Source organism: Chitinophaga sp. YR627 (genome assembly GCF_900114995.1).
In the GTDB taxonomy this organism is placed as follows: domain Bacteria; phylum Bacteroidota; class Bacteroidia; order Chitinophagales; family Chitinophagaceae; genus Chitinophaga.
In genome coordinates this window covers 295,249-317,668 of the sequence record NZ_FOUX01000006.1, presented here as the reverse complement: position 1 = coordinate 317,668, position 22,420 = coordinate 295,249, and the positions used below count along the sequence as shown (strand labels likewise).

The following is a 22,420-nucleotide window of genomic DNA, read 5'->3' as shown; positions in this document are numbered from 1 at the left end:
ATAAACGCCTTATAGACGGAGCAATTCTTAATTGTTAATTCCTAATTCTTAATTACTGTAAAGACGGCCATCTGCGTAGGCGCACCTACCTTTTCCGCTTCTTCACCAATCGCTTTGATAACATAGGTATAACCATAGGTGGTGCTTATTTTCTCACACCAGGTGCTGAATTCCGCACGTGTCCATTCGAAGCGGTGATCGCTGTGCCGCATGGCACTGTCATCTTCCGTAAAAGTGATATTCCATTCCTTATTAGGCGTCGTCACTACCACTTTACCTGGTTTAGCATATTCAAAGACTGTCTTTCCCAGTGCTTTGAGTCGCTCTTTGTCCAGGTGCTCGATCACTTCCACCAATGCGGCTGCATCAAAACCTTCCGTCCTGCGGTCCCGGTATACCAGGGAGCCCAGTATCAGTCTGAGACGCTTACGCTGATTGTCCGGCAACTGATAGTATTTTAGTCTGCGGTATGCCACTTCCAGCATACGGGAAGAAACATCCATTCCGGTGATATGCGTCAGCTGCGGATACGCCATCAATAGCTTCAGTAACTTACCTTCTCCGCAACCCAGGTCAAGTACAGACTTTATGGGTGTGCTGAGCAATTCGTCACATACCTGTTGTAATCTGGAATCATGCAGTTTAGGCGTAGGAATTTCCGGTTCCGGTATTAACTCCGCTTCTACCAGTTCTTCCGGAATATCGTCTTTCATCAACATTGCCATAGCGTCGTTCATCAGACTTTTCTGATGACGCAGATAACGCCTGGAGATCAGTTCACGTTCCGGATGTTTATCCAGCCAGCCTTTTCCTTTTACCAGCAGCTTCTCTACTTCTTCCTTGTTTACCCAGTAGTGTTTATCATTATCCAGGACAGGGATCAGTATATACAGGTGCGTCAGCAGTGCCTGCAGGGTAACCGTATGTTTCAGTACAACTGTAAAATAACGGCTATTCCCCCATTCGGGGAATTTGTCATCCAGCGTATACTGTGTGGCGGTTATCGTATAACCCAGCGGTGCAAACATCCGATGGATCATCTGCTCACCACCGTTAACCGGCAATACAGACAGCTTCACTTCAAATGGCATCGGCAGCTCTACCAGTTCCGGTTTATCCTTACACTTACCATTTAATGCAGACGCAAATGCTTTGGAAATGGCATTGCTCATAAGGGACGAAGCCACATAGGGCCTGTCATTTACATACTGTTCGAGTGCGAACTGATTACCTGAAGGACCGTCACCGGTACGTACCAGTCCTACCGGATCAATGTCCAGTACCATGGCGCAGGTACATTCCTGTTCAGTGGCGACAGGATAAAATATATGTGCTTTTCCTTTAGACAGTTCTATGTCCTGGATTTTTGCAGGGTGCTTGTGCAACAGATAACCAAGATCTGTGGCGGGCATATGTCTGGTTGTAATTGTCAGTAACATCTTTACTTGAAATTGATAATGTAAAGATGCGCACCATGTGCGAAGTCTTTTTGCGCAGTTGGGAACAATCTTTAAAAAATCTTTTGAAAAACAACAAACAATTGATATTCAATAGGCATAATAATAGGGGCCTATCATGAATGCCCCTGCGTCAGTTTCCAGATCACGAAAAAACCGATAGCTGCCAGCAGGAAATATACCCACCACCAGCTGGCCATATGGGACCTGTGTTCCTCCCCGTCTTCATCATCATGGTGATGGTGATGGTCATCCTCCTCGTGCTGTCCGTAATACATATAGATCTCCCAGTAGCAATTCTCCACTTCGTCGTCTGTCAGCGCTTTTGCCAGCCCATCCTTCGTGAAACGAGTGCCGGTCAGCAGGGTCAGTTCATTCTTTTCGATCAGTTCATCCATGGCCACCAGGAGCTGTTCTCCTTCGGCGTCAGGCAGCGGTCCTGCTTCCAGGTATTTTGTCAGTAATGCGCTTATCTGTGGTAATTCCATACGCCAATTTATAAAACATTCCTGAGTGACGAAACTTCCTGCATGATAACTTCACCCTATATTATCCCTTGCCGTTCTGGAAATAGCCGGTACCTTTAACAGGAAAACGCTCCCGGGTATGCAATTCAGACAAATACCTCCTCCGGAATATCTCAGGGACTACATACGGTTCTTCTGGGTACTGGAAAGTAATAATACGGATGTTGCTGCTGCCACCTTCAGGACAATTGCTGATGGTTGCCCGGGTCTCATTTTCCAGCATCAGGACCAGGGCGTATTGTTCCAGAACGACAAACAATTACCCGGTACCATTCTCTACGGACAAGCCACCCGGCATGCCGCCCTACGGATAAGTGGCCGCTTTGATACCATTGGTATATTCTTCTATCCGCACGCCTTAAAGTCAATTTTCGGACTGAATGCGGATGAACTGACGGATACCTGTCTTGACCTGGATGGCATCGCGGCTTCCCGTGGTTTTCAATTGTCTGCACAACTGACCGATATCACTTCCCCGGAAGCCAGGATAGATATTCTCTGCTCTTTTCTGCTGGCACAGCTGACAAAACATAACCGGCTGTCAGACAAGGCCATGCACCATGCACTGGACCGTATCAGACAGACCAATGGTAACATCTCCGTAAAGGCGCTGAGGGAAGAATTACAGTTATCAGAAAGAAGTTTTGAACGTAAGTTCAAACAACATGTGGGTATCACCCCTAAACTCTTTGCGCGTATTGCGCAGTTTCAGGCATCTATGCAGTTACTCCGCCAAAGCGATTATAACAAGCTCTCTGATATCGCTTTTGAAAATGAATATGCCGATCAGTCTCATTTCATCCGCGCCTTCAAAGAATTCGCAGGTGCCTCTCCTTTTCAGTTCATGAAAAAATCAGAAGAACTGATCGAAAACCTCTCTATTCTGACGAAATAATCCGCTGCCGGTTTTGTTCTATTTTCCGCTGTCACGCCGCAATAGCTTTGTGATATAAAACAACCTATCATGAAACTGATCATCTTTGGCGCCACCGGCGGTACCGGTAAACAACTGACAGAACAAGCCCTTGAAAAGGGACACATCGTAACCGCTTTTGTACGCGATCCTTCCCGCCTCGGTATCATACATTCCAATCTGAACATTGTAAAAGGAGATGTGATGGATCCAGCCTCTATTATACCTGCGATGCAGGGACAGGAAGCCGTATTATGCGCGATCGGCTCTCCTGCCAGCAAGATTGGTACCATCCGGTCTACCGGTACCAAAAACATCATACAGGCCATGAAAGCAACAGGTGTCAAACGCCTGGTATGTCAGACATCCCTGGGTTATGGCGACAGTAAAAAAACACTTGACCAGACGCCCTTTATATTTAAGTATATCATTGTTCCCTTCATCCTGAAGAAAGGCTTTGCGGACCATGCGTTACAGGAAGCGTATATTAAACAGAGTCAACTGGACTGGGTGATCGCCAGACCTGCAAATCTTACAGATGGCGCATTAACACACAGTTATAAAAAAGGATTTCCGGCTACGGAAAAGCAGCTTAAAATGAAGATATCACGTGCAGATGTGGCGGATTTTATGTTAGGGCAGATCAGTGAGAATACGTATCTGAGAAAGACGGCGGGACTGTCGTACTGAAGACCAGTTCCGTTCCTGCTTCCACCTCATAAGCTTCTTTGTCTTTCTCAAAGATCTTTGCTGACAAAGCGCCTTCCAGTGTAATACGTGTATCTTTTATCCTGATCCAGCTACCTTCCCTGAGTCCGACTACCGGCAGGTCCTGCTGTACCTGGAATTCGCGGATACGCGTTTCCCTCGTTTCACCCATATGCGGCAGTCCGGGAATCGGGTCAAGATAATGCGGGTTCAGATTGAAGGGGATCAGTCCCATGGTCTGGAAGCTGGGCGGATATACGATGGGCATATCATTGGTCGTTTGCATATTCACGCCGCCGATATTACTGCCTGCGCTGGTACCCAGGTAGGGCGTTCCATTCTCCACCGCTTCTGCCAACAGGTCCATTAGTCCCTGCTCATGCAGCTGTTTAACCAGCAGGAAAGTGTTCCCTCCTCCCGTAAAAAACGCCTGTGCTGTTCTGATCGCAGCTGCTGGTTCTTCAAAAGTATGCAGTCCGCGCAACTTATAACCGGCAGCTGCAAACACAGTCGCAGCCTTTTCTGTGTACTCATCATGAGAGATGCCGCCCGGACGGGCATAAGGCACAAATATCACTTCAGTAACGCCGGCAAACAGTTCTTTCATGACCGGCAGCAGGTAAGACAGGTATGTTTCTCCATGTAAGGTGGAGGTACTGGCTAAAACGACATTTTTCATGGGCTGCAATATAAAGAGATCGGCGATAATGACCACCTTTTCTCTTTGCTCTGTCCATTAGAATGCCTCACCCAGGTTAATGCTGAAGCGGGTACCGTATCGGCTGATACCATAGTCCACCGCTATATTAGTATTAGATTTCTTGTTGAATTTAAGACGCAGACCACCTCCGCCTGCCGGATGGAAAGCGGTAAACCTGTAACGGTCCCCTTCTGTCACTGTATTCGTGTTAGCAAATAATACGAATCCCAGCAACCCGTCGCGGGTAATATCTCTTCTGTATTCCGCTTCAAGATCTATCAGCGCTTTTCCACGGAAACGGTTCTGGTCCATTCCTCTGCCACTCCGGAAGTTCGGGTCCCAGCCAATACTGGGCAGATCGAGGTATGGCGTCTTTGTACTCAGCGATGTCCAGTAAAATCCCCAGAAAGCGAGTACATTTTGCTGTTTCCCATTACCAAGGTTAAGATATTTCCGATAATCAACATAGAGTGATTTCCAATTGTCATTACTGCCCAGGAACCTGGGATTGATCCTGAAAACGGCGTTAAAATAATGTCCTGACTGAGGGTTGATGGAGTTCTGACGGGAATCTTTCAACAGGTTCAGCGAAACACCGGAGGAGACTGTTTGTCCGCCGTCGGTACCGTAATTATACCCTACGAATTTCGATAACTGTACACTGTCATTTGACCGTATCCCGATATTGGAATGCCAGTCAAGGTGATAACCCACACCCACCAGCCATTCTTTGGTAACTCTGCGGTAGAAGGTTTCATAGACGCGGAAGTAATTGTTGCCCAGCAACTGCTTTTCCTCTTCAGGTACGCCTGCGCCAGTTCCCCAGGTATATTGGGGATTGATGATAAAACGGATATCGCCTACCATATTGTACGCATTGTCCTGGAACCAGATATTCGACCTCAATGCAAAGGAAAAGCGTCCTTTGAAAGAAAAAGAGGGTGTAAAGGACACGTTGGACAGGTTCGTAGTACGTCTTGGTCCCATATAAAAAGCCGCATTCGTAGACGTGATCAGCGCGATACCACCACCGGGTATATTTGATGGAGCAGGCAGCAAAGAGTAATAGATCCGGCGTTTACCCCGTTTTGGGGGCTTTGCCTTGTACCTGACTACACTTTTAAAGATATCAATGACGTCTTTATGAGGCACGGTGTCCTCATCTGACTCATAATCCCAGGCCCAGCGTTTATCTTTATCCTGGGCCGCCACCCAACAAGGCAGGGCTAAAAACAATATGATCAGTGAAAGCTTATTCATCCAGTTGTACGGTCTTATTACTGACGGTATACTATTGTATGTCCTAATATTGTGCCAGTAGAGAGATCGCTACAACCGGATGACCAACTATTTCCTGGCGAGAATAGATAATGCGATCAGACCTGTGCCCGCTATTACTGCTCCACCGACAAAAGGGAAACCCGCGCCGATAAGATCAGGAACAGATGTCGAATATAGAAATGGTAAACAATACAACATCCCCAAAATGCCCATTAAGTAGCTGCATATGCCCCAAAACGTGCAATAGTTGCATCCGAAAGCTGAAAGGATTTGCCGGAAGACGTGTTTTCAGGCGCCTGTATATTGTCCATAGGTATAATTAAGTTAGAGTAAGGGCGTGAAATAAAGAAAAATCCTTATATATTAGCAATACTTAAATATCCAATGAAACGAATACCTATTCTGCTGATACCACTGTTGTTCCTGCTTGTTCAATTACAGGCGCAGAAAGCAGCGCCATTATCCATAGGTGAAACGCATACTTTCCGCTCGGAGATATTGCATGAAAACAGAACGGTGAATATTTATCTGCCGAAGGAATATAATCCTGCGGCAAACAGGCATTATCCGGTGATCTATCTCCTGGATGGCGCCATGGATGAGGATTTCATACATATCGCCGGACTTACACAATTCCTTACCATGATCGATACCCTGCCACCATCGATCCTTGTAGGTATTGCCAATGTGGACAGGAAAAGAGATTTTACCTACCCCAGTACCATTAAGGAACTGACGAAACAGTATCCTACTACGGGCGGGGCTGCCAATTTCATCGCTTTCCTCTCGCAGGAACTACAACCCTTTGTAAAAAAGCATTATAAGGTCAATGACTCCACTACCCTGATCGGACAATCACTGGGCGGACTCCTCGCAAGCTCCATTCTGCTGAAGCAACCCGATATGTTCATGAATTATGTCATCATCAGTCCGAGTCTGTGGTGGGATGAAGGTTCACTGTTGACAATGGCGCCCTTTCTTATCTCAACCAGAAAGGATATCCATGCACATGTATTTATTGCTGTGGGTGATGAAGGAGAACAAATGCAGGACGGCGCTACCAGACTGGCCACAGTATTACAGGATGCAAGGCAAAAAGAATTGTTTACCAATTTCCTGTATATGCCCAAAGAGACGCACCGCACGATCCTGCACAACAGTGTATATAAAGCATTACAGCTCTTAAACGTAAAACGAAGCCGATGAGTGAAAACAATAGCCGTATTTCTTTTAAAGCACAGGTTATCTGGACCAGTCCCGGCCTTAGAGAACTGGTATTGTTACTGCTGATGCAGGAATGCGCATTACCGCAATATCAGCCGGAAGCGAGACCACTGGAGGATTATCTGCTGAAGAACCTGAACATCTATTACGATACAGAACTGGACACGATCCTGGCGGATGCCGCTGTTACGGACCAGCTGGAAAAGATGTTATTGCAGATTGGTGAAGCCATCCGGCAAAGTACCCCGAAAAGCCGCAATGAGTGGCGGCAAAAATTGTTTGGCATATTTCTGAAAAACAAGCCCGGTACCGATAAAAAGAAAGCCGGATGGGCATTACAGCAATTACCTGATATTGCTGATCCTGCTGTTATAGCAGTGCTTGGGCAACTGAAAAGAATGATCAGAGGAGAATATATCTTTGAAACGGTTACAGACATTACCATTGAACAACTATCTGGTAAATGGCAGTCTATACATGTAAAAGACACGCCACAATACGATATCAACTTCAATATGATGGATGATATCAGTCCGGAGAAAGAGCCCATCTGCATATCCATTCAACCTGCAGATGATGCATTTTCCATCCTTGTTGAAATACCTGTATCCAACTGGGCTACCCGTAAAAAGGACACCCTGGACAGGATATCAGGTGCTGTCACTACTGAAGACGGCTGCCTGGTCGTCAGTTACCGGGACGGCCATCAATACCGCATTCCGATATTGAAGATGGAACCACAACATTTTGAAACCTTCCTCTTTCGCACACATATACGGTTTGAAAGAGTTAAAGCATAAAAAAGCGTCCGCCAATGGCGAGACGCTTTTTTCTTTTAAACGCTATTGCTCACTTCCAAAAGTTCTTAAACGACGATAATATTATCAACAAAAACATGCCATAACAGCCTATTACAGTAAACGCATCCTGCAGCATACGCTGCATTGTTTGCTTTAGGTAACACAATGGGTATCAACAGAGTATTATCTGTATATCTTCCGCCCCTTCTGGACCAGTTCCTTCTGGACCAGGTACTTGATCGCCCTGATAACTGTCTCTACCCTGAGTCCGGTGAGATCGGCTATCTGTTGCCTGGTGAGATTAACAGGATACAATTCATCGGTAAAACCATCTCTTTCCTTCAGAAAGTCTATCAGGGTAATGATGCGATGGCTGGCGTCATAGAGACTGATCTCTTTTGCCATCATCGATTTAAAGTAAATACGTTCAGACAGGCTTTTTACCAGCTGCATCTGTAGCGTAAAGTTTTGCGACAGCAGCATGAGTAACTTTGCCTTCTCCAATACCAGCACCTCACAGTCCGTAATCGCAATAGCCGAGGCAGGATAGGTCACGTCCAGGAATAAAGGCGGCTCTGCAAAACTGTTACCCGCTTTGAAAATACCCTGTATGAATTCCTGTCCGTTCTCCCCGGTATTCACCATCTTTACTTCACCACTGATGATCTGGAAATAAAACCTGGCGTGATTGCCTTCTTTCAGGATCGTATCTCCCTTCTTAAAACTGCGTGTCACTGCGCCCGCCTGTATGAGTATCTCGTAATCCAGCATTTTTTGTCTTTATGATCCAGGTCATAAACCCGGGTGCAAATGATTAGTTCCTTTGTGATATAAAATTACACATTTATGGAAACGGTTCATATCAACTTAAACGATAAACAAAAAACAGACAACGTGATCGCTAAACAGTTTGTACAGGTAAAAGCACAGGCGATACCGTATAACAATGCAGTACAAACACTTAGTCTTTGGCAGCGGTTCCTGCAATACGCAGAAGCGCAACAGCCTAACCGTTTTGGCTGGCTTGCCTTCTCTTTTTTTATGCAGGGTTGTGTGCTGGTGCCGATCACACTGATGATCGTTGTGATGCGTGGTAACCCGTTTGAGTTGTGGATACCCTGTCTGGTTGGTTTTGTGATCACAGAAACTACCAATCTGGCCGCCATGCCTACGAAAATTACTATTCCTGTGTTCTGGGCAGGCGTTGTTATAGACCTCCTGGTGGTCGCCAGTTGCTTCCTGTTCTATTAATCATCACCGCTTGTCTCCTATTTCATTAAAATGAATCATACGACAATGAAAAAAGATATCACTACAATAGAAGATGTACAGCTACTCGTAAATACATTTTACAGCAGGGTAAGAGAAAATGAGATCCTTGGATATGTCTTTGACGATGTTGCACAGGTGAACTGGGAAAAGCACCTGCCGGTCATGCACAGTTTCTGGGAAACCGTATTATTTGGCAGAGCATCCTTCAAGGGTAATCCTTTAGCAAAGCATACGGCATTACATGAACGCGTACCACTCACAGAGGAACACTTTGCCACCTGGCTGCTACTCTGGCATCAGACAATAGACGAACTGTTTGATGGCAAGGTGGCCCGGAGTGCAAAGAGTAAAGCAGAACTGATGAAAATACTGATGCTTGGAAAAATACAACAGCTGCATACCGTGTAAGTAAATATTTGTGAATGAGTGCCTGTTTATAAAGCGACTGCAAGTCAGATGGATGAGATGCATTGCAGATGGCTGGAGGTCATTCCGGGGTACGGGAATGACCTCTTTATTTTTTGCGTCAGGCATTATCTTTGCACCTGTCGGTTAAGCTAATCGTTACCAGCCATGACTAAGAAACACCTGTCTTTATTACCACTACTTCTTTTAGTAGGTCACTTCGCCAACGCTCAACAATCACCTGCTGCCATACCTGTTCAGTTTAACCTTAAACAAGCCGGATATGTAACCCTCGTGATCGAAAATGGGGACGGTACGCGTGTACGGAACCTGATATCAGAAACCTACTTCCCTGCCGGCGCTAATACCGTACAATGGGATGGACTGGACGATCTTGGCAGAGATGCCGATGGTGCCAAACATGGCGTCTACAATGTACCGGGCAAAATGGTCGCTCCGGGACAATATACCGTCCGCGGACTCGTCAGAGGCGCCATTCATGCGCATTATGAGATGGCCACCTATTCGCCTGGTACACCTCCCTGGAGAACAGAAGATCATACCGGCGCCTGGCTGGCCAACCACACTCCTCCGCAGGCTGCCTTATTCATTCCTGCAAAAGCCTCTCCTTCGGGACAACCTGCCGTATTACTCGGCTGTTATGTAACGGAAGGTCCGGACGGACTGGCCTGGATAGATATGAGCGGACGTAAACGTGGCGGACGTAGCTGGGTAGGTGGCGCATGGACAGCCGCTCCTTTTATTGCGGCGGATAATGGTCCTAAAGCAGTGCCAGGCAACGACATATATGTGGTCTCTGCCTGGGAGACAGATAAACAGTCAGGCGTAGCTGAACTAAGGCTCAATGCATTAAGCGTAGGTAAAAAGAATGATTATAACGTTAAACAGATCGTAAAACGCTCATTGGGTGCTGTTCCACTGGAGCAGGTCAAAGAAATGATCACCGGTTTTGCGGTTAACAACGGTATTGCACTGATCAGTATTGCGGGTAAGAATAGTATCCTGATTGCGGATATCGCCAAAAGCAGACTGACAGACAGTATCAAAGCGAATGCACCCACCGGGATGTGTTATGATAAACAGGGAAGATTATTATTACTCGCGGGCAATCAGCTGCTACGTTTTTCCGGCACATTACCGGATGACAAAGGACAGGTACTGATCAGCAGTGGACTGGAAGCTCCTATCGCACTCACTCTCGATAATAGTGGCAGGATCTACATCAGCGATCGTGGAAGGAGTCATACAGTGAAAGTATTTTCTCCGGAAGGAAAATTCGTTCGCCAGATCGGTACACCAGGCGCCCCTGCTGCCGGTCCCTATGATCCGCAGCACATGAATAATCCTGCCGGTATTACCATCGATGCAGAACAACAGTTATGGGTCACTGAAAATGATTACCTGCCTAAACGTGTCAGTGTATGGTCGCTGGATGGAAAACTGATCCGGGCGTTTTATGGTCCACCGAAATATGGCGGTGGCGGTACCCTCGATCCACAGGATAAAACCCGTTTTTACTATACGGAAGAAAGCAAAGGCGCAATGGAATTTGCGCTCAACTGGCAAACGGGTACTTCTGCTGTAAAGCAGGTCTACTATCGTCCGGATGCAGATGATATGCCGCTGGCATTTCGGAGTGCAGCGCCGGAAACCCCGCTTTATTATAACGGACAACAATACTTCACGAATTGCTATAACAGCAGTCCGACCAACGGCTGGACCACTGCATTCCTGTTTATCAAACGTAATGGTATAGCTGTTCCTGTAGCCGCTATGGGACAGGCAGCCCAGTGGGACCTGTTAAAAAGCGCTGCATTCCGTTCCGGATGGCCACAGGGTGTTGATCTGAATGCGAAAGGCAGCTCTTCGCAGGCGTTCTTCATCTGGCAGGATCAGAATGGAGATGGCCGTGCGCAAGCCGGAGAAGTACAGTACCAGAAAGGCAACAGTGGCGGTGTAACAGTAATGCCGGATCTTTCTTTCTGTATTGCGCGTGTCAATGATAAAGCGATGCAATTTGCGGTGACAGGTGTATCTAAAGCAGGTGTGCCGATGTATGATATCACAAAAGGGAAGGTCATTGCGCAGGGTGTCCAGGCGCCTGCTTCTTCGGGTGGCGATCAGTTGCTGGAAGGACCTGACGGCTGGAGTGTGATCACATCAGGCGTGAAGCCCTATTCGCAGCTATCCCTCAGTGGCGTAAAAAATGGCGTTCCTGTATGGAGCTACCCCGATCTCTGGCCGGGTTTACATGCTTCGCATAATGCACCGGAAGCTGATAGGGCCGGACAACTGATCGGTACAACCCGTCTCCTGGGCGGTTTCTTTAATGTAAAAGGATCAGCTGCTGGTTCGCTGTGGGCCATTAATGGTAACCACGGTAATGTATATGTATTCACAGCAGATGGTTTATTTGTCGCCTCTCTTTTTGAAAATATGCGTAGCGGTACCCAATGGCGGATGCCGGGTGGTAAAAGAAATATGTCCTTAGACAGTATTACACTGGGTGAAGAAAACTTCTGGCCGGGTATTACAGCTACGGATGATGGTAAGGTCTATCTGGTAGATGGTGCGCGTAGTGCCATTGTGCGACTGGACGGACTGGAGACCATCACGCGTTTACCGGATACAAAGATCGCGGTGAATCAGTCCTCCCTGAACCGTAGTCTGGCGGTGATGTCTTCCGCATCAGCAGCGCAACAGCAGGCCGGGGGGCCACGGGTACTGGAAGTGAATATCAGCACACAAAAACCGATTGTAGACGGTAAACTGAACGAATGGGCAAAGGCCTCCTGGGCGGATATCGATAAACGGGGTGTGAAAGCTAATTTTAACTCGAACTCAAAACCATATGATGTCAGCGGTGCGCTGATGGTATCCAATGGCCGGCTGTATGCTGCCTTCCGTACCGGTAATGCGCACCTCGCAGATAACTCAGGAGAAATGCCAATGGCGCCGTTTAAAACCGGTGGTGCGCTGGATATCATGATCGGTTCTTCTGATACAAAAGCCGATCCTGCGCGGCGTACGGCTATTGCTGGTGACTACCGCCTGCTTGTCAGTGTGGTGGATGGTAAACCACAGGCTTTGCTCTATAAAGCCGTCGTACCGGGTACGAAACAGGATGATAAAGTACCTTTCTCCTCCCCTTCCCGGACGATCACTTTTGATAAGGTGGATAATATCAGCAGTCAGCTGCAATTTGCCGGTTCTGAGGGCAATTACGAGCTTTCTGTACCGCTGACGGCTTTGGGTATTCAGGCAGGCAATGGAACGCAGATAAAGGGCGATATAGGCATTTTAAGAGGCAGTAACGGAGAAACCACCTCCCGTCTCTACTGGAGCAACAAAGCGACTGGTATTACGGCGGATGTTCCTTCTGAAGCGACATTGTCCCCCAATCTCTGGGGCACCTTCTTATTCAAAGGAAAATAGGGGTCAACATAAAAAAGAAGGGGGCGGATGCAAATAACTGCATCGGCCCCCTTCTTTTTTATGTAAATGACTATTCTGATCTGAGACTTTTCACCGGGTTCACCAGCGCCGCTTTCACACTCTGAAAACTAACCGTCGCCAATGTGACGATAATGATCCCTACTCCGGCAACCACAAAGATCCACCACGCAATTTCCGACCTGTAGGTATAATGCTGTAACCATTCATGCATGAAGTAATAAGCCAGTGGTACTGCGATGAGCAGTGCCACGCCTACCAATACCAGGAAATCCTTCGAGAGCATGGCCCACAGATTGAATACCGAAGCGCCCAGTACCTTGCGTACGCCGATCTCTTTTGTACGCTGTTCTGCCATAAAGGAAGCCATACCAAATAAACCCAGGCAACTGATGAAAATAGCCAGTATGGCAAAGAAGGTCGTTAGTTTACCTACCCTGACCTCATTCCCGAATTTATGGGCATATTCTATGTCGACAAACTGGTAATCGAATGGTTGTTCCGGACTATATTTTTTAAATACTTCTTCTATTTTCGCTAACGCAGTATGACTACTCACCGCAGGGTTGATCCTGATGTTCATGATACCCAGGAAACTCTTGTTCATCACATACATGGAGGGCCGCACCGGTTCGTAAGGAGATTCTGCTACCAGGTCTTTGATCACACCTATTACGATGAATGGCGTACCATCCCAATAAATTGTTTCTCCTACCGGGTCTTTTAAACCCATTAATCTTACCGCAGATTCATTCAGAATAAAGGAAGCAGAGTCGGTTGCATAAGCATTAGAGAAATCACGTCCTGCTACAAACTTCCAGCCGATCGTCTTCCCGTATTCAGCCGATACGGTCTGGGTAGGCATGTCCACCGTCATGGAAGGATCTTTTCCTTTCCACCTGAGATTACCGTTTGTCTGCCATACAGTGGTAACAGGCGTACTCGCTTCTGCCATATCCACAATAGCACCGGCATTTTTCAGTTCAGCTCTGACTACCTCAAAATGGTCGTGAATATTGGTCATACTTGTTTCCATTGACAGCAGTCCTTCTCTGCTATATCCTACCGGTCTGTTTCTTGCAAACTCTACCTGCCGGAATACGATGATGGTACCTATGATCAGGATCAGTGAGGCAGCGAACTGTATCACTACCAGTACCTTTCTTGGCAAAGCAGCATGACGGCCTGCGCGGAAAGTCCCTTTAAGCACACGGACAGGTTGAAAAGAGGAAAGATAGAAAGCAGGATAACTACCGGCAATAAAGCTGGTCAACAGTATAAACACTATGCCGGCCAACCAGAACAGCGGACCAGTCCATGGTATCGTAATCTGTTTATCGGCTACATTATTAAAAAATGGTAATGCCAGTTGTACCAGGATGACAGACAATACAAATCCGATCATCACTATCAGCAGGGATTCGCTGAAAAACTGCCAGATCAGCTGTTTTCTGAAAGAGCCCACTGCTTTACGGATACCGACTTCACGGGCACGTTTTTCTGAGCGTGCGGTACTCAGGTTCATGAAGTTGATACAAGCCAGCAGTAATACGACAATACCGATTGCGCCAAACAGCCAGACGAACTGTATACGGCCGCCTGTATTCATTCCATTTTTAAACGTCTGGAAGAGATGCCACTTACTCATGGGCTGCAGGAAGATGACCGGTTTATAACGTCTGTCTTCCGGACGTACATTATTCAGTTTTGTATTAACGATGCGGGCTGAGACCTTTGCAAGATCAGCTTTATCGGCCAACCGTACAAATAACAGGAAAGCGTTACTGCCCCAGGGATCAGACACTGTTTTGATCCAGGCCATATATTTATCGATGAATACATCCCAGGAAGCGATGAAATCCATGTTACCGAAATAAGAGTTATGTGGCAGGTCTTTGTAGACGCCTCTTACAATGAGGGATTGTTTGTTGTCCAGCAGCAGGGTTTTGCCAACAGCATTTTCTTCTCCGAAATAAGCTTTCGCAGCGGAAGCGGAGATAAGAACGGTACCCGCATCTTTCAATGCATCACGGGTACCTGACAGCATCGTAACATCTATCAGTTCCGGACCACCCGCTTCCATAAACCGGCCTATTTTACGCAGCTTTTTATCACCGGCAGCGAGTACCTTATAGGTATCCCAGGAAGACTTTACGACCTGTTTAAAGTTATCGCCATACTGATCACGCAGCACCTCTCCCATATAATAGGGCATGGTCTGCCAGGTGTCTATCTGACCGTTAAAGGTCTGGTGCTGCATTACCTGGGCGATACGGTCATAATTACGGTTGTACCTGTCATAGGTAACCTCATCCCAGATCCAGAGACCGATGAGCATTGCCACGGCCATGCCGGTTGCCAGTCCGCCGACATTAATAACCGTATATCCTTTGCTTTTCTTGAGATTGCGCCAGGCAATTTTAAAATAGTTCCTGATCATAGTGGTATGGGTTATGCGATTACACTGTACAGAAAAGTATGCCAACGAACAGGAATATTGAAAATCAACCGCTTAAACCAAACAATATGTCTTATAGTGTCCGTTTTCGTTACACCTGGGTGTCCGCTCCCGGATCTTTGCTGTCTGCTGTAGTGTTGCAGTAAGATAATGTATTTTCATGCAACAGCCGTGAAAGGATACATTACACTGTTTGAACCCATACAATGCCAGCTGATCATCAGGGCGGACGAAAACACTATACTTATTTTATAATTCATCACCATGCACATTGCATTTGTAATTGACCTTCCTGCGCTGGAAGGCTTAGGCGCCACGATTACTTCACTTGTGAGGAACTGTTCCGACACATCTCAACTCGACCTGCACTTTATCTGCAACAATTTAAGCACCAGACATAAGAACAATATCCTGATGTTGTTACAGACGGAGAGTTATCATGGCCATACGCGGTTCTATGATTTCGATGCACAGGAGATGTTCGGACATCTCAGTGCTGCACATGGTTCCCGTACCAGTTATGGCCGTTTCCTGATCCCTAAGCTGCTGGACGTTGATTATGTGCTCTGTCTGGACCCTGACCTGCTGATCTTACTGGATGTGCTCATGTTTGATCAGATACGCTTTGAAGATCATTTTCTCGCAGCCGTACCGGGAGGTCCGTTCAGGAATACGCTGGAATCAAAATTGCTGCCTGGTCAGCTGAGCGTCTGCAAAGACGAGTGCTCTTTTATCAGTGGTATGCTGTTGCTCAATCTCCGGAGATGGAAAGAGCAGGATATCTGTCATGAAATAGAAAAGATCTGTCTGCGTCATGGTATGGCTTTGCAGGAAGCAGATAATACGGTACTGAATACCATTTGTAATGGCAGTTTCCATCACATAGACGACCGGTTCAACTGCATCTGGACACCCGGACAGGCCACCCCTTCCTTTAAGGAAAATGCGATCCTGCATTTTGCCGGCGCACCCAAACCCTGGGACTTTCTGGGCAGAGAGGTACATGCAGGTTATCAGCGTTGGGCGGACTATGATACGACGTTCTGGGACAGAAGGTATAAGCGGGTCGCTTTTGCCGGATTGCAAAGGATCTGGAAGATCAGAAAGTCACTGATCAGACATTATCTGAAGAGTTTCAGGACAGCGGACAGTCTTAAATTAGGAATTAAGAATTAGGAATTGGTGTGACACGGCGGTATACTGAGGAACCGACAGCTGGAAATACCAGAGAATAGCCGTAAATTACTTACTCATCAATCCTTTTTCAATATACTTAGACTATACTTACGCTGCGTTGATCTTACCTTAAAAAGGCAGCATTAGCGAAAGATAAAAGCGCTTTAAGTACACATTTGCTCTTCAGGAGCTATTGCGTACTTAAAGCGCTTTTTCTATTAATACTTAATTCTTAATTCCTAATTCTTAACTGACTCCAGGTTCCATGCCTTCAGCGTCTCCAGCTTCACATCACCGTCTTTCGCAAATACAGACCATCCTGTGGCCTTTGCGTCCGGAAACAGCAGTGTTGTCAATACGCGCTCTCCACCGTTCACAAATACCTCCAGTGAAGACTTATCCAGCAGCACCTGTAACCTGAGCTTACCATCAACTGGTTTTACAGTGAGTTTATCTGTTGTAACGGCAGTCTGTCCGTCTTTTACAGTTGCCACATACAATTCATTGGTAGCCGTATTATAGCCTAATATCGCTTCACTCTTCGTGTCTTTATTCTGAATGAGTTTTAAGCCGAATTCAGACGCTGTGCCAGGTACGAAGGTAAGGTCTACCCAGTTAGCATTTGCGTTGAATTTACCGCCCTTATTTAGCGGAATTTCTTTACTGCGAATGTCGGTCTGCTGCATCACCAGTTTTTTTGCAGCCGGTAGTGCCGTCAGTGTTTTATCCAAAACAGCAGATGGCTGCTGATATAAGATCACGCCATCAGGACCAGACTTCAGGGCAAGGTCTCTGGGGATGGACATCTGGCCTCTCCAGGGATGGGTAGGCGTTTCGAACGGCATCAGCCAGCCCAGCATCATCTGACTGCCATCCGGCAGGTTATTGTAAGGAATTGCTGCATAATAGGTACGACCATAGTCCACAAACTGCTGGTGGGCAGCCGGACGATCATTGGTGAATGTTTTACCATCAAAATCACCGGTGAAATATTGCATACCGGTAGCGCCGTCCTGGTTACCGGAAGAGATCATCAGCAGCCATTTCTTTTTAGCCGGATCTCCATCTACGAACAGGGGTGTCATGGAAGGACATTCCCAGATCTTGCGCGTATCACCCTGGTTACCAAATTCACCCTGTAAGGTCCAGTCTCTCAGGTTTTTTGACGCATAGAACTGCAGCTTATGCTCGTGCGGTACGGCCACGGTCATGATCCATTGCTGCTGGTCTTCCATCCATACAACGCTGGGATCCCGGAAGTCTTTCTTCTGGATATTGACAACCGGATTACCGGCGTATTGTGCGAAGGTCATACCGCCATCATTACTATAGGCGACAAACTGCGTTTCCAGCTGCTGTTTAGGCTGATCTGCCGTATATACTGCTACCAGGGGCGCTTTACCATTCTGACCAAAACCACTGGTATTTTTGGTATCCAGTACTGCACAACCGGAGAAGATCCAGGTGGTGGTATCCTTTTTCTCGATTTCGGGAATAGCCACCGGCAGGTGTTTCCAGGATACCAGGTCTTTACTGGTGGCATGTCCCCAGCTCATATGCCCCCATTTATTCTCAAAGGGATTGTGCTGATAATAGAGATGATATTCGCCATTCAGGTAAATGAGTCCGTTCGGGTCATTGGTCCAGTTCTTCGCTGGCGTAAAATGGTATACAGGCCGCCATTGCGGCGTAGGTGTCTGATCCTGGGCGAATACTGCTACAGGCAATAAGGCGGTCAGGAGGGCAAACAAATGCTTTGTCATACTGTGGAGCTTTAGTCGGCTGTAAAATAGACAATTCTGTAAATAAAATGAGGCCACCCGGTAAAACCAGGTGGCCTCATTGTCTGATATCTTCAGCGGCTTTAAAGCTCCGCAAATATTTTCTCTCTGCTGGCAGCCAGTAAGTCCAGTACGTCCTGTTTGTTACCGGTGAATGGTCCGGAAGACTCGATGTTCATCGTCGCCATTGCAGCGGCAAATTCACCTGCATATTGCAGGGAAGCACCTTTGCTGCGCTGGTACAGGTAACCCGCCATATATGTATCTCCGCAACCAGTTGCATCGATCACCATATTCGGCAGATAAGCCGGTATACGGTGGAATACACCCTCTGCATAGATCACGGAACCCATGCTACCCAGTGTGATCACCACTTCTTTTACGCCCCACTCTGCCAGTACCATGGCGCCTTTCCGTACGTCCTTATGACCGGTCAGTACTTCCATTTCGTGCTCATTCGCCTTCAGTGTGTGAATATATTTCAGGGCCTCCTGTTTGGCAGGCCAGTCGATCGCGTGTACGTTATGATCTTCCACTTTACGCAGGTAACCCTGTACGTCCAGCGACACCTTTCCTCTTGCAGAGAGTGATTTTATCAGCTCTACCGGAAAATCGTCAGCCAGTAATGGTCCAAGGTGAAAAATGCGTGCTTCGGTATGCGACAGTGCTTCGATAGTAAACGGATCTGCTTTCTGCAATACACGCTGGGTGCGGTGATCCTGATTTTCTGAATAGATATTCTCGAAATAGACGGTGTGTTTGCTTGGCAATGCATCCACTTCAATGCCTTTCGCTCTCAGCTCATTTACACTATTCATCTCACTCTCTGCCAGCGCGGTTACCAGTCTGTATTTAACGTCCATATGACGGATAGCATTGGAAAAGTAAAATGAAGTGCCTCCTGCCATATGTACCACGGATTTCGTGGTCACTACTTTATCCAATGTGATATGCCCTACACAACAAATATCGTACATGTACTTTCTTAATGTGATTAATATTCCAGCTAATTAGGGGTCAAATATAATCAATTTCCACTCAACCTGCCCCAAAGGGGCTTCTTTTCCTGCTGAGCTACCCCTACAGTAGCACCTCCAATAAGTCTCCCGGTGGCTCAACAAAAATCTATATATCAGTTAATCACACTTTATCTGCAATTCAAATATGGCATTCCCTTTATCTAAAAAACATAACGCTGCCCTTATTGATTATTCTAAATAATTTATTTACATTCACTTAACCCTTAAGAAATCTGTAGCAAGAAAGTCAACCAAGAGCACATTCCCGATATTCCGTCCGTTTTTCTATTCCATCATCTTTAAACAAAAATCACTATGAAAAGAAATCGACTATTGGCCCCCGCATTCCCCGTTATTATGCTGCTGCTGATGACCGTTGCCTCCTGTACAAAAGACGACAAGATCCTAAACGTTCGCAAAGACGCATTAAATCCCCAACAACACCAGGACAGAGGTTTTCTCATTATCGCTAAAGAAGGCGCTAAATTAGCCGGCATCTCTGAGAGTCTGGGCAAATTGCGTGTAAAGGACTTTAAACTGAAAACAGCCAACGAGGAACTTGGTCTGATACGTGTACAGACGCCTGACCCATCCTTCCCTGAAAAAGCAAGACAGATCGCAGATGTGCAGTCTGTAGTCGTAGACGTTGTCATGAACTGGCGTCTGCCCGAAAAAACCTTCCGTGCCAGCAAACCTTCTCAGCCTGTTACCAACGCAAAGCTGAACAATCCTTTAGCCAACAATCCCTTCAGTGCCTTACAGTGGGGCCTTCAGTCTGTCAAAGCACCACAGGCATGGGCAAAAGGCTACAGAGGACGTGGCGCGAAAGTAGCAGTACTGGATGGCGGTTTCCTGCTGCAAAACCCTGAAATCAAACCAAACATCATCCTCACCAAAAACTTCGTTGAAGGAGAAGAAGTACAATACCACGGTATTGAAGGCTTCAGCCATGGCACACACGTAGCAGGCACCATCGCCGCCATCGATGACGCCAATGGCGTTGTAGGTGTTGCACCGGATGCAAAACTGATCCTGGTGAAAGTATTGAATGACGCCGGTAGTGGTTCCTTCAGCGGTATCATTGATGGTATCTTCTATGCCAGCAAGCATGGTGCTGATGTCATTAACATGAGTCTTGGCGGCGAACTGCCACGTAAGACCTATACGGATGATAACGGTACGCCGGACGATCCTTCTGATGACTATGTAGTACAATACGACAGAGACGTGAAGGACCTTATCATCGCTATTAACAGGGCTACTTTATATGCCACCCTTCGTGGTACCACGATCGTAGCTGCTGCTGGTAATGATGCCTATAACTACGATGTTGAAAAACGCTTCATCACCTACCCTGCCGCAGCACTGGGCGTTATCTCCATTGCGTCTAATGGTCCGCTGGGATGGGGTATCAACCAGGATACTTCTTTGTACCTGCCTTCCATCTTTACCAACTATGGCAAGAACTTTATCTCCTACGGTGCACCTGGCGGTAACTACAGCATTCCGTTGAACACACAGATCGTGACCGTAGCAGGTATCACTTACTATGAATACGTGTTTGACTTCATCTTCAATATCGGTTTCTGGGATGAAGCCACCAATGAATTTGGCTATGGATGGTCAGCGGGTACCAGTATGGCAGCTCCTCATGCGAGTGCAGTGATCGCTTTGCTGTATGGCAAACATCCAAGGATCAGTCCTGTACTGGTAGAACTTATATTGCGCAAATCATCCAATGATTATGGCGCGCCTGGCAAAGATCCGTTCTTCGGAAATGGACAGATCAATGCAGGAAAAGCGGTTAGTTATTAAAATGGGAAAAGGCATCCGCCTATGGTGGATGCCTTCTTTTTAATATCATGTAACAATTACTTCTTCTTACCATAATCAAATACCAACTGACAGAACGCCTTCACTCCTGCATCCAATTTTGAGTCATCGATATAAAAGTCAGGCGTATGGTGCGCCGCAGCTTTCAGGGGCTCCTGTCCCGGCGGTAACCCTCCCAGAAAGAAAAAGAAGGCTGGTGCTTTATCACCGTAAAAAGAAAAATCTTCTGCTCCTGTTGTCCAATCTGCTTCTCTTACATTATCCTTTCCGACAGCCGCTTCCAATGATGGCAGCATCTGTTTTACCAGTGCCGGATCGTTATAGGTCACTTTGGTCTTAGTATCAATTGAAACCTCTGCTTCCGCACCGGAGGCTTCCGCGATCTTTGTTGCCGTCAGCTTCATGCGCTCGTGTACATCCTCCTGCATACGACTGTCCAGTGTCCGGATCGTACCTTCCATCACCAGCTCTTCCGGAATGATATTACTTCTCACACCACTATGGATCTTGCCTACGGTGATTACGACCGGCGCTTTGGTCAGTTCGGCCTGACGACTGACGATCGTCTGAAAACCCTGTATGATCTGTGCTGCTACCACTACCGGGTCGATACCATGCCAGGGCTGTGAACCATGAGACTGTTTGCCTTTTACCTTTACAACAAACCAGTCGCTGGAAGCCATCTCTGCTCCTGATTTATACTTGATGACACCAACAGGCGTCTGTGAATTGATATGCAATCCAAAAATGGCGTCCACCTTTGGGTTATCCATCACGCCTTCTTTGATCATCAGCGGCGCACCGCCTTCCTCATTGCCGGGAGCCCCTTCTTCTGCCGGCTGGAAGATGAACTTCACAGTACCTGGTACCTCCTTTTTCATGGCCGTCAATACAGTCGCTGTACCCAGTAACATCGCCACATGCGTATCATGTCCGCAGGCATGCATAACAGGTACCTGTTGTCCGAGGTAATCGGCTGAATCGACTGATTTAAACGGAAGGTTCGCTCTCTCAAATACCGGCAAAGCGTCCATATCTGCGCGTAAAGCGACTACCGGACCGGGCTTGCCTCCTTTCAGGATAGCGACTACACCCGTTTTTGCGATGCCGGTCTGTACTTCCAGTCCGAGAGCCTTTAAATGAGCCGCTACATAAGCGCCCGTTTTGTATTCCCTATTGGAGAGTTCCGGATACTGATGGAGATACCTTCTCCAGGCGACTACCGAATCTTTGACACCGGCAACATGCTTATCCAGGTCTTTCACCTGTGCCATCGACAATACCGGCAACAGGGTCAATAATGCAAGCAGGGGGTATTTCATAAGCAATAACAGATTTGGGTTGATTGATGCTATACAAAATAGACATTTTCAGGGGAATGACATAACCATT

General features: G+C 47.0%; 19 protein-coding genes. 10 read left to right on the top strand and 9 right to left on the bottom strand.

Annotation, left to right across the window (positions count from 1 at the left end):
* Positions 1-41: 41 nt before the first annotated feature.
* Both BMZ72_RS30615 and BMZ72_RS30610 read right to left on the bottom strand, forming a co-directional pair.
* Positions 42-1,439 carry a 3' terminal RNA ribose 2'-O-methyltransferase Hen1 gene (locus tag BMZ72_RS30615; protein ID WP_089814327.1) on the bottom strand — a complete coding sequence of 466 codons (1,398 nt, stop codon included), beginning with the start codon at positions 1,437-1,439 and terminating at the stop codon, positions 42-44.
* 134 nt (positions 1,440-1,573) lie between these two features.
* Positions 1,574-1,945, bottom strand: a complete 372-nt coding sequence (locus tag BMZ72_RS30610) for a hypothetical protein (protein ID WP_089814325.1) — start codon at positions 1,943-1,945, stop codon at positions 1,574-1,576.
* A gap of 118 nt (positions 1,946-2,063) precedes the next feature.
* Between BMZ72_RS30610 and BMZ72_RS30605 the strand changes: the two genes are divergently transcribed.
* Complete coding sequence (locus BMZ72_RS30605) at positions 2,064-2,879, top strand: helix-turn-helix transcriptional regulator (protein WP_089814323.1); 816 nt, start codon at positions 2,064-2,066, stop codon at positions 2,877-2,879.
* Between the two features lie 69 nt (positions 2,880-2,948).
* A complete protein-coding gene (locus BMZ72_RS30600) occupies positions 2,949-3,587 on the top strand; it encodes an NAD(P)-dependent oxidoreductase (protein ID WP_089814321.1) in 639 nt (212 codons plus the stop codon).
* On the opposite strand, the gene pepE is transcribed toward BMZ72_RS30600, so the two are convergent.
* A complete protein-coding gene (gene pepE / locus BMZ72_RS30595) occupies positions 3,541-4,284 on the bottom strand; it encodes a dipeptidase PepE (protein ID WP_089814319.1) in 744 nt (247 codons plus the stop codon). The genes BMZ72_RS30600 and pepE overlap by 47 nt on opposite strands.
* Positions 4,285-4,341: 57 nt before the next feature.
* Positions 4,342-5,565, bottom strand: coding sequence for a BamA/TamA family outer membrane protein (locus BMZ72_RS30590; RefSeq protein ID WP_089814317.1), 1,224 nt, complete (start codon positions 5,563-5,565; stop codon positions 4,342-4,344).
* A gap of 79 nt (positions 5,566-5,644) precedes the next feature.
* Between BMZ72_RS30590 and BMZ72_RS36735 the strand changes: the two genes are divergently transcribed.
* The 3 genes from BMZ72_RS36735 to BMZ72_RS30580 all read left to right on the top strand — a co-directional run bounded on the left by BMZ72_RS36735 (position 5,645) and on the right by BMZ72_RS30580 (position 7,610).
* Positions 5,645-5,806 carry a hypothetical protein gene (locus BMZ72_RS36735; protein WP_177222982.1) on the top strand — a complete coding sequence of 54 codons (162 nt, stop codon included), beginning with the start codon at positions 5,645-5,647 and terminating at the stop codon, positions 5,804-5,806.
* A gap of 164 nt (positions 5,807-5,970) precedes the next feature.
* Positions 5,971-6,792, top strand: a complete 822-nt coding sequence (locus tag BMZ72_RS30585) for an alpha/beta hydrolase (protein ID WP_089814315.1) — start codon at positions 5,971-5,973, stop codon at positions 6,790-6,792.
* The gene (locus BMZ72_RS30580; RefSeq protein WP_089814313.1) at positions 6,789-7,610 is read left to right on the top strand and encodes a hypothetical protein; all 822 of its coding nucleotides are present in this window, start codon (positions 6,789-6,791) and stop codon (positions 7,608-7,610) included. The genes BMZ72_RS30585 and BMZ72_RS30580 overlap by 4 nt, the downstream gene beginning before the upstream one ends.
* A gap of 183 nt (positions 7,611-7,793) precedes the next feature.
* Here the strand turns inward: BMZ72_RS30580 and BMZ72_RS30575 are convergent, their stop codons facing one another.
* Complete coding sequence (locus BMZ72_RS30575) at positions 7,794-8,381, bottom strand: Crp/Fnr family transcriptional regulator (RefSeq protein WP_089814311.1); 588 nt, start codon at positions 8,379-8,381, stop codon at positions 7,794-7,796.
* A 75-nt stretch (positions 8,382-8,456) separates the two neighbouring features.
* Here BMZ72_RS30575 and BMZ72_RS30570 point away from each other — a divergent pair, with 75 nt between their 5' ends.
* From BMZ72_RS30570 to BMZ72_RS30560, 3 genes are all read left to right on the top strand, one after another.
* The gene (locus BMZ72_RS30570) at positions 8,457-8,861 is read left to right on the top strand and encodes a hypothetical protein (protein WP_089814310.1); all 405 of its coding nucleotides are present in this window, start codon (positions 8,457-8,459) and stop codon (positions 8,859-8,861) included.
* Positions 8,862-8,906: 45 nt separating this feature from the next.
* Positions 8,907-9,290 carry a group III truncated hemoglobin gene (locus BMZ72_RS30565; protein ID WP_089814308.1) on the top strand — a complete coding sequence of 128 codons (384 nt, stop codon included), beginning with the start codon at positions 8,907-8,909 and terminating at the stop codon, positions 9,288-9,290.
* Between the two features lie 165 nt (positions 9,291-9,455).
* Positions 9,456-12,743 (top strand): hypothetical protein, encoded by a 3,288-nt coding sequence (locus tag BMZ72_RS30560; RefSeq protein WP_089814306.1) that lies wholly within the window; start codon positions 9,456-9,458, stop codon positions 12,741-12,743.
* 70 nt (positions 12,744-12,813) lie between these two features.
* Here BMZ72_RS30560 and BMZ72_RS30555 read toward each other — a convergent pair whose 3' ends face one another.
* Positions 12,814-15,201 carry an ABC transporter permease gene (locus BMZ72_RS30555; RefSeq protein WP_089814304.1) on the bottom strand — a complete coding sequence of 796 codons (2,388 nt, stop codon included), beginning with the start codon at positions 15,199-15,201 and terminating at the stop codon, positions 12,814-12,816.
* Positions 15,202-15,483: 282 nt separating this feature from the next.
* Between BMZ72_RS30555 and BMZ72_RS30550 the strand changes: the two genes are divergently transcribed.
* The gene (locus BMZ72_RS30550) at positions 15,484-16,395 is read left to right on the top strand and encodes a glycosyltransferase family 8 protein (protein WP_089814302.1); all 912 of its coding nucleotides are present in this window, start codon (positions 15,484-15,486) and stop codon (positions 16,393-16,395) included.
* Positions 16,396-16,634: 239 nt separating this feature from the next.
* On the opposite strand, the gene BMZ72_RS30545 is transcribed toward BMZ72_RS30550, so the two are convergent.
* Positions 16,635-18,158 (bottom strand): glycoside hydrolase family 32 protein, encoded by a 1,524-nt coding sequence (locus BMZ72_RS30545; RefSeq protein WP_089814300.1) that lies wholly within the window; start codon positions 18,156-18,158, stop codon positions 16,635-16,637.
* 101 nt (positions 18,159-18,259) lie between these two features.
* Positions 18,260-19,153 carry a PfkB family carbohydrate kinase gene (locus BMZ72_RS30540; RefSeq protein WP_089814298.1) on the bottom strand — a complete coding sequence of 298 codons (894 nt, stop codon included), beginning with the start codon at positions 19,151-19,153 and terminating at the stop codon, positions 18,260-18,262.
* A 357-nt stretch (positions 19,154-19,510) separates the two neighbouring features.
* Between BMZ72_RS30540 and BMZ72_RS30535 the strand changes: the two genes are divergently transcribed.
* On the top strand, positions 19,511-21,010 hold the full coding sequence (locus BMZ72_RS30535; protein WP_089814296.1) for a S8 family peptidase: 1,500 nt from the start codon (positions 19,511-19,513) through the stop codon (positions 21,008-21,010).
* Positions 21,011-21,066: 56 nt separating this feature from the next.
* Here BMZ72_RS30535 and BMZ72_RS30530 read toward each other — a convergent pair whose 3' ends face one another.
* Positions 21,067-22,350, bottom strand: a complete 1,284-nt coding sequence (locus BMZ72_RS30530; protein WP_255373337.1) for an amidohydrolase — start codon at positions 22,348-22,350, stop codon at positions 21,067-21,069.
* Between the last annotated feature and the right edge of the window lie 70 nt (positions 22,351-22,420).

Bases quoted from the DNA above. Each gene is read 5' to 3' on its own strand.
- BMZ72_RS30615 (WP_089814327.1), bottom strand. From the start codon at position 1,439: ATGTTACTGACAATTACAACCAGACATATGCCCGCCACAGATCTTGGT.
- BMZ72_RS30610 (WP_089814325.1), bottom strand. From the start codon at position 1,945: ATGGAATTACCACAGATAAGCGCATTACTGACAAAATACCTGGAAGCA.
- BMZ72_RS30605 (WP_089814323.1), top strand. From the start codon at position 2,064: ATGCAATTCAGACAAATACCTCCTCCGGAATATCTCAGGGACTACATA.
- BMZ72_RS30600 (WP_089814321.1), top strand. From the start codon at position 2,949: ATGAAACTGATCATCTTTGGCGCCACCGGCGGTACCGGTAAACAACTG.
- pepE (WP_089814319.1), bottom strand. From the start codon at position 4,284: ATGAAAAATGTCGTTTTAGCCAGTACCTCCACCTTACATGGAGAAACA.
- BMZ72_RS30590 (WP_089814317.1), bottom strand. From the start codon at position 5,565: ATGAATAAGCTTTCACTGATCATATTGTTTTTAGCCCTGCCTTGTTGG.
- BMZ72_RS36735 (WP_177222982.1), top strand. From the start codon at position 5,645: ATGACCAACTATTTCCTGGCGAGAATAGATAATGCGATCAGACCTGTG.
- BMZ72_RS30585 (WP_089814315.1), top strand. From the start codon at position 5,971: ATGAAACGAATACCTATTCTGCTGATACCACTGTTGTTCCTGCTTGTT.
- BMZ72_RS30580 (WP_089814313.1), top strand. From the start codon at position 6,789: ATGAGTGAAAACAATAGCCGTATTTCTTTTAAAGCACAGGTTATCTGG.
- BMZ72_RS30575 (WP_089814311.1), bottom strand. From the start codon at position 8,381: ATGCTGGATTACGAGATACTCATACAGGCGGGCGCAGTGACACGCAGT.
- BMZ72_RS30570 (WP_089814310.1), top strand. From the start codon at position 8,457: ATGGAAACGGTTCATATCAACTTAAACGATAAACAAAAAACAGACAAC.
- BMZ72_RS30565 (WP_089814308.1), top strand. From the start codon at position 8,907: ATGAAAAAAGATATCACTACAATAGAAGATGTACAGCTACTCGTAAAT.
- BMZ72_RS30560 (WP_089814306.1), top strand. From the start codon at position 9,456: ATGACTAAGAAACACCTGTCTTTATTACCACTACTTCTTTTAGTAGGT.
- BMZ72_RS30555 (WP_089814304.1), bottom strand. From the start codon at position 15,201: ATGATCAGGAACTATTTTAAAATTGCCTGGCGCAATCTCAAGAAAAGC.
- BMZ72_RS30550 (WP_089814302.1), top strand. From the start codon at position 15,484: ATGCACATTGCATTTGTAATTGACCTTCCTGCGCTGGAAGGCTTAGGC.
- BMZ72_RS30545 (WP_089814300.1), bottom strand. From the start codon at position 18,158: ATGACAAAGCATTTGTTTGCCCTCCTGACCGCCTTATTGCCTGTAGCA.
- BMZ72_RS30540 (WP_089814298.1), bottom strand. From the start codon at position 19,153: ATGTACGATATTTGTTGTGTAGGGCATATCACATTGGATAAAGTAGTG.
- BMZ72_RS30535 (WP_089814296.1), top strand. From the start codon at position 19,511: ATGAAAAGAAATCGACTATTGGCCCCCGCATTCCCCGTTATTATGCTG.
- BMZ72_RS30530 (WP_255373337.1), bottom strand. From the start codon at position 22,350: ATGAAATACCCCCTGCTTGCATTATTGACCCTGTTGCCGGTATTGTCG.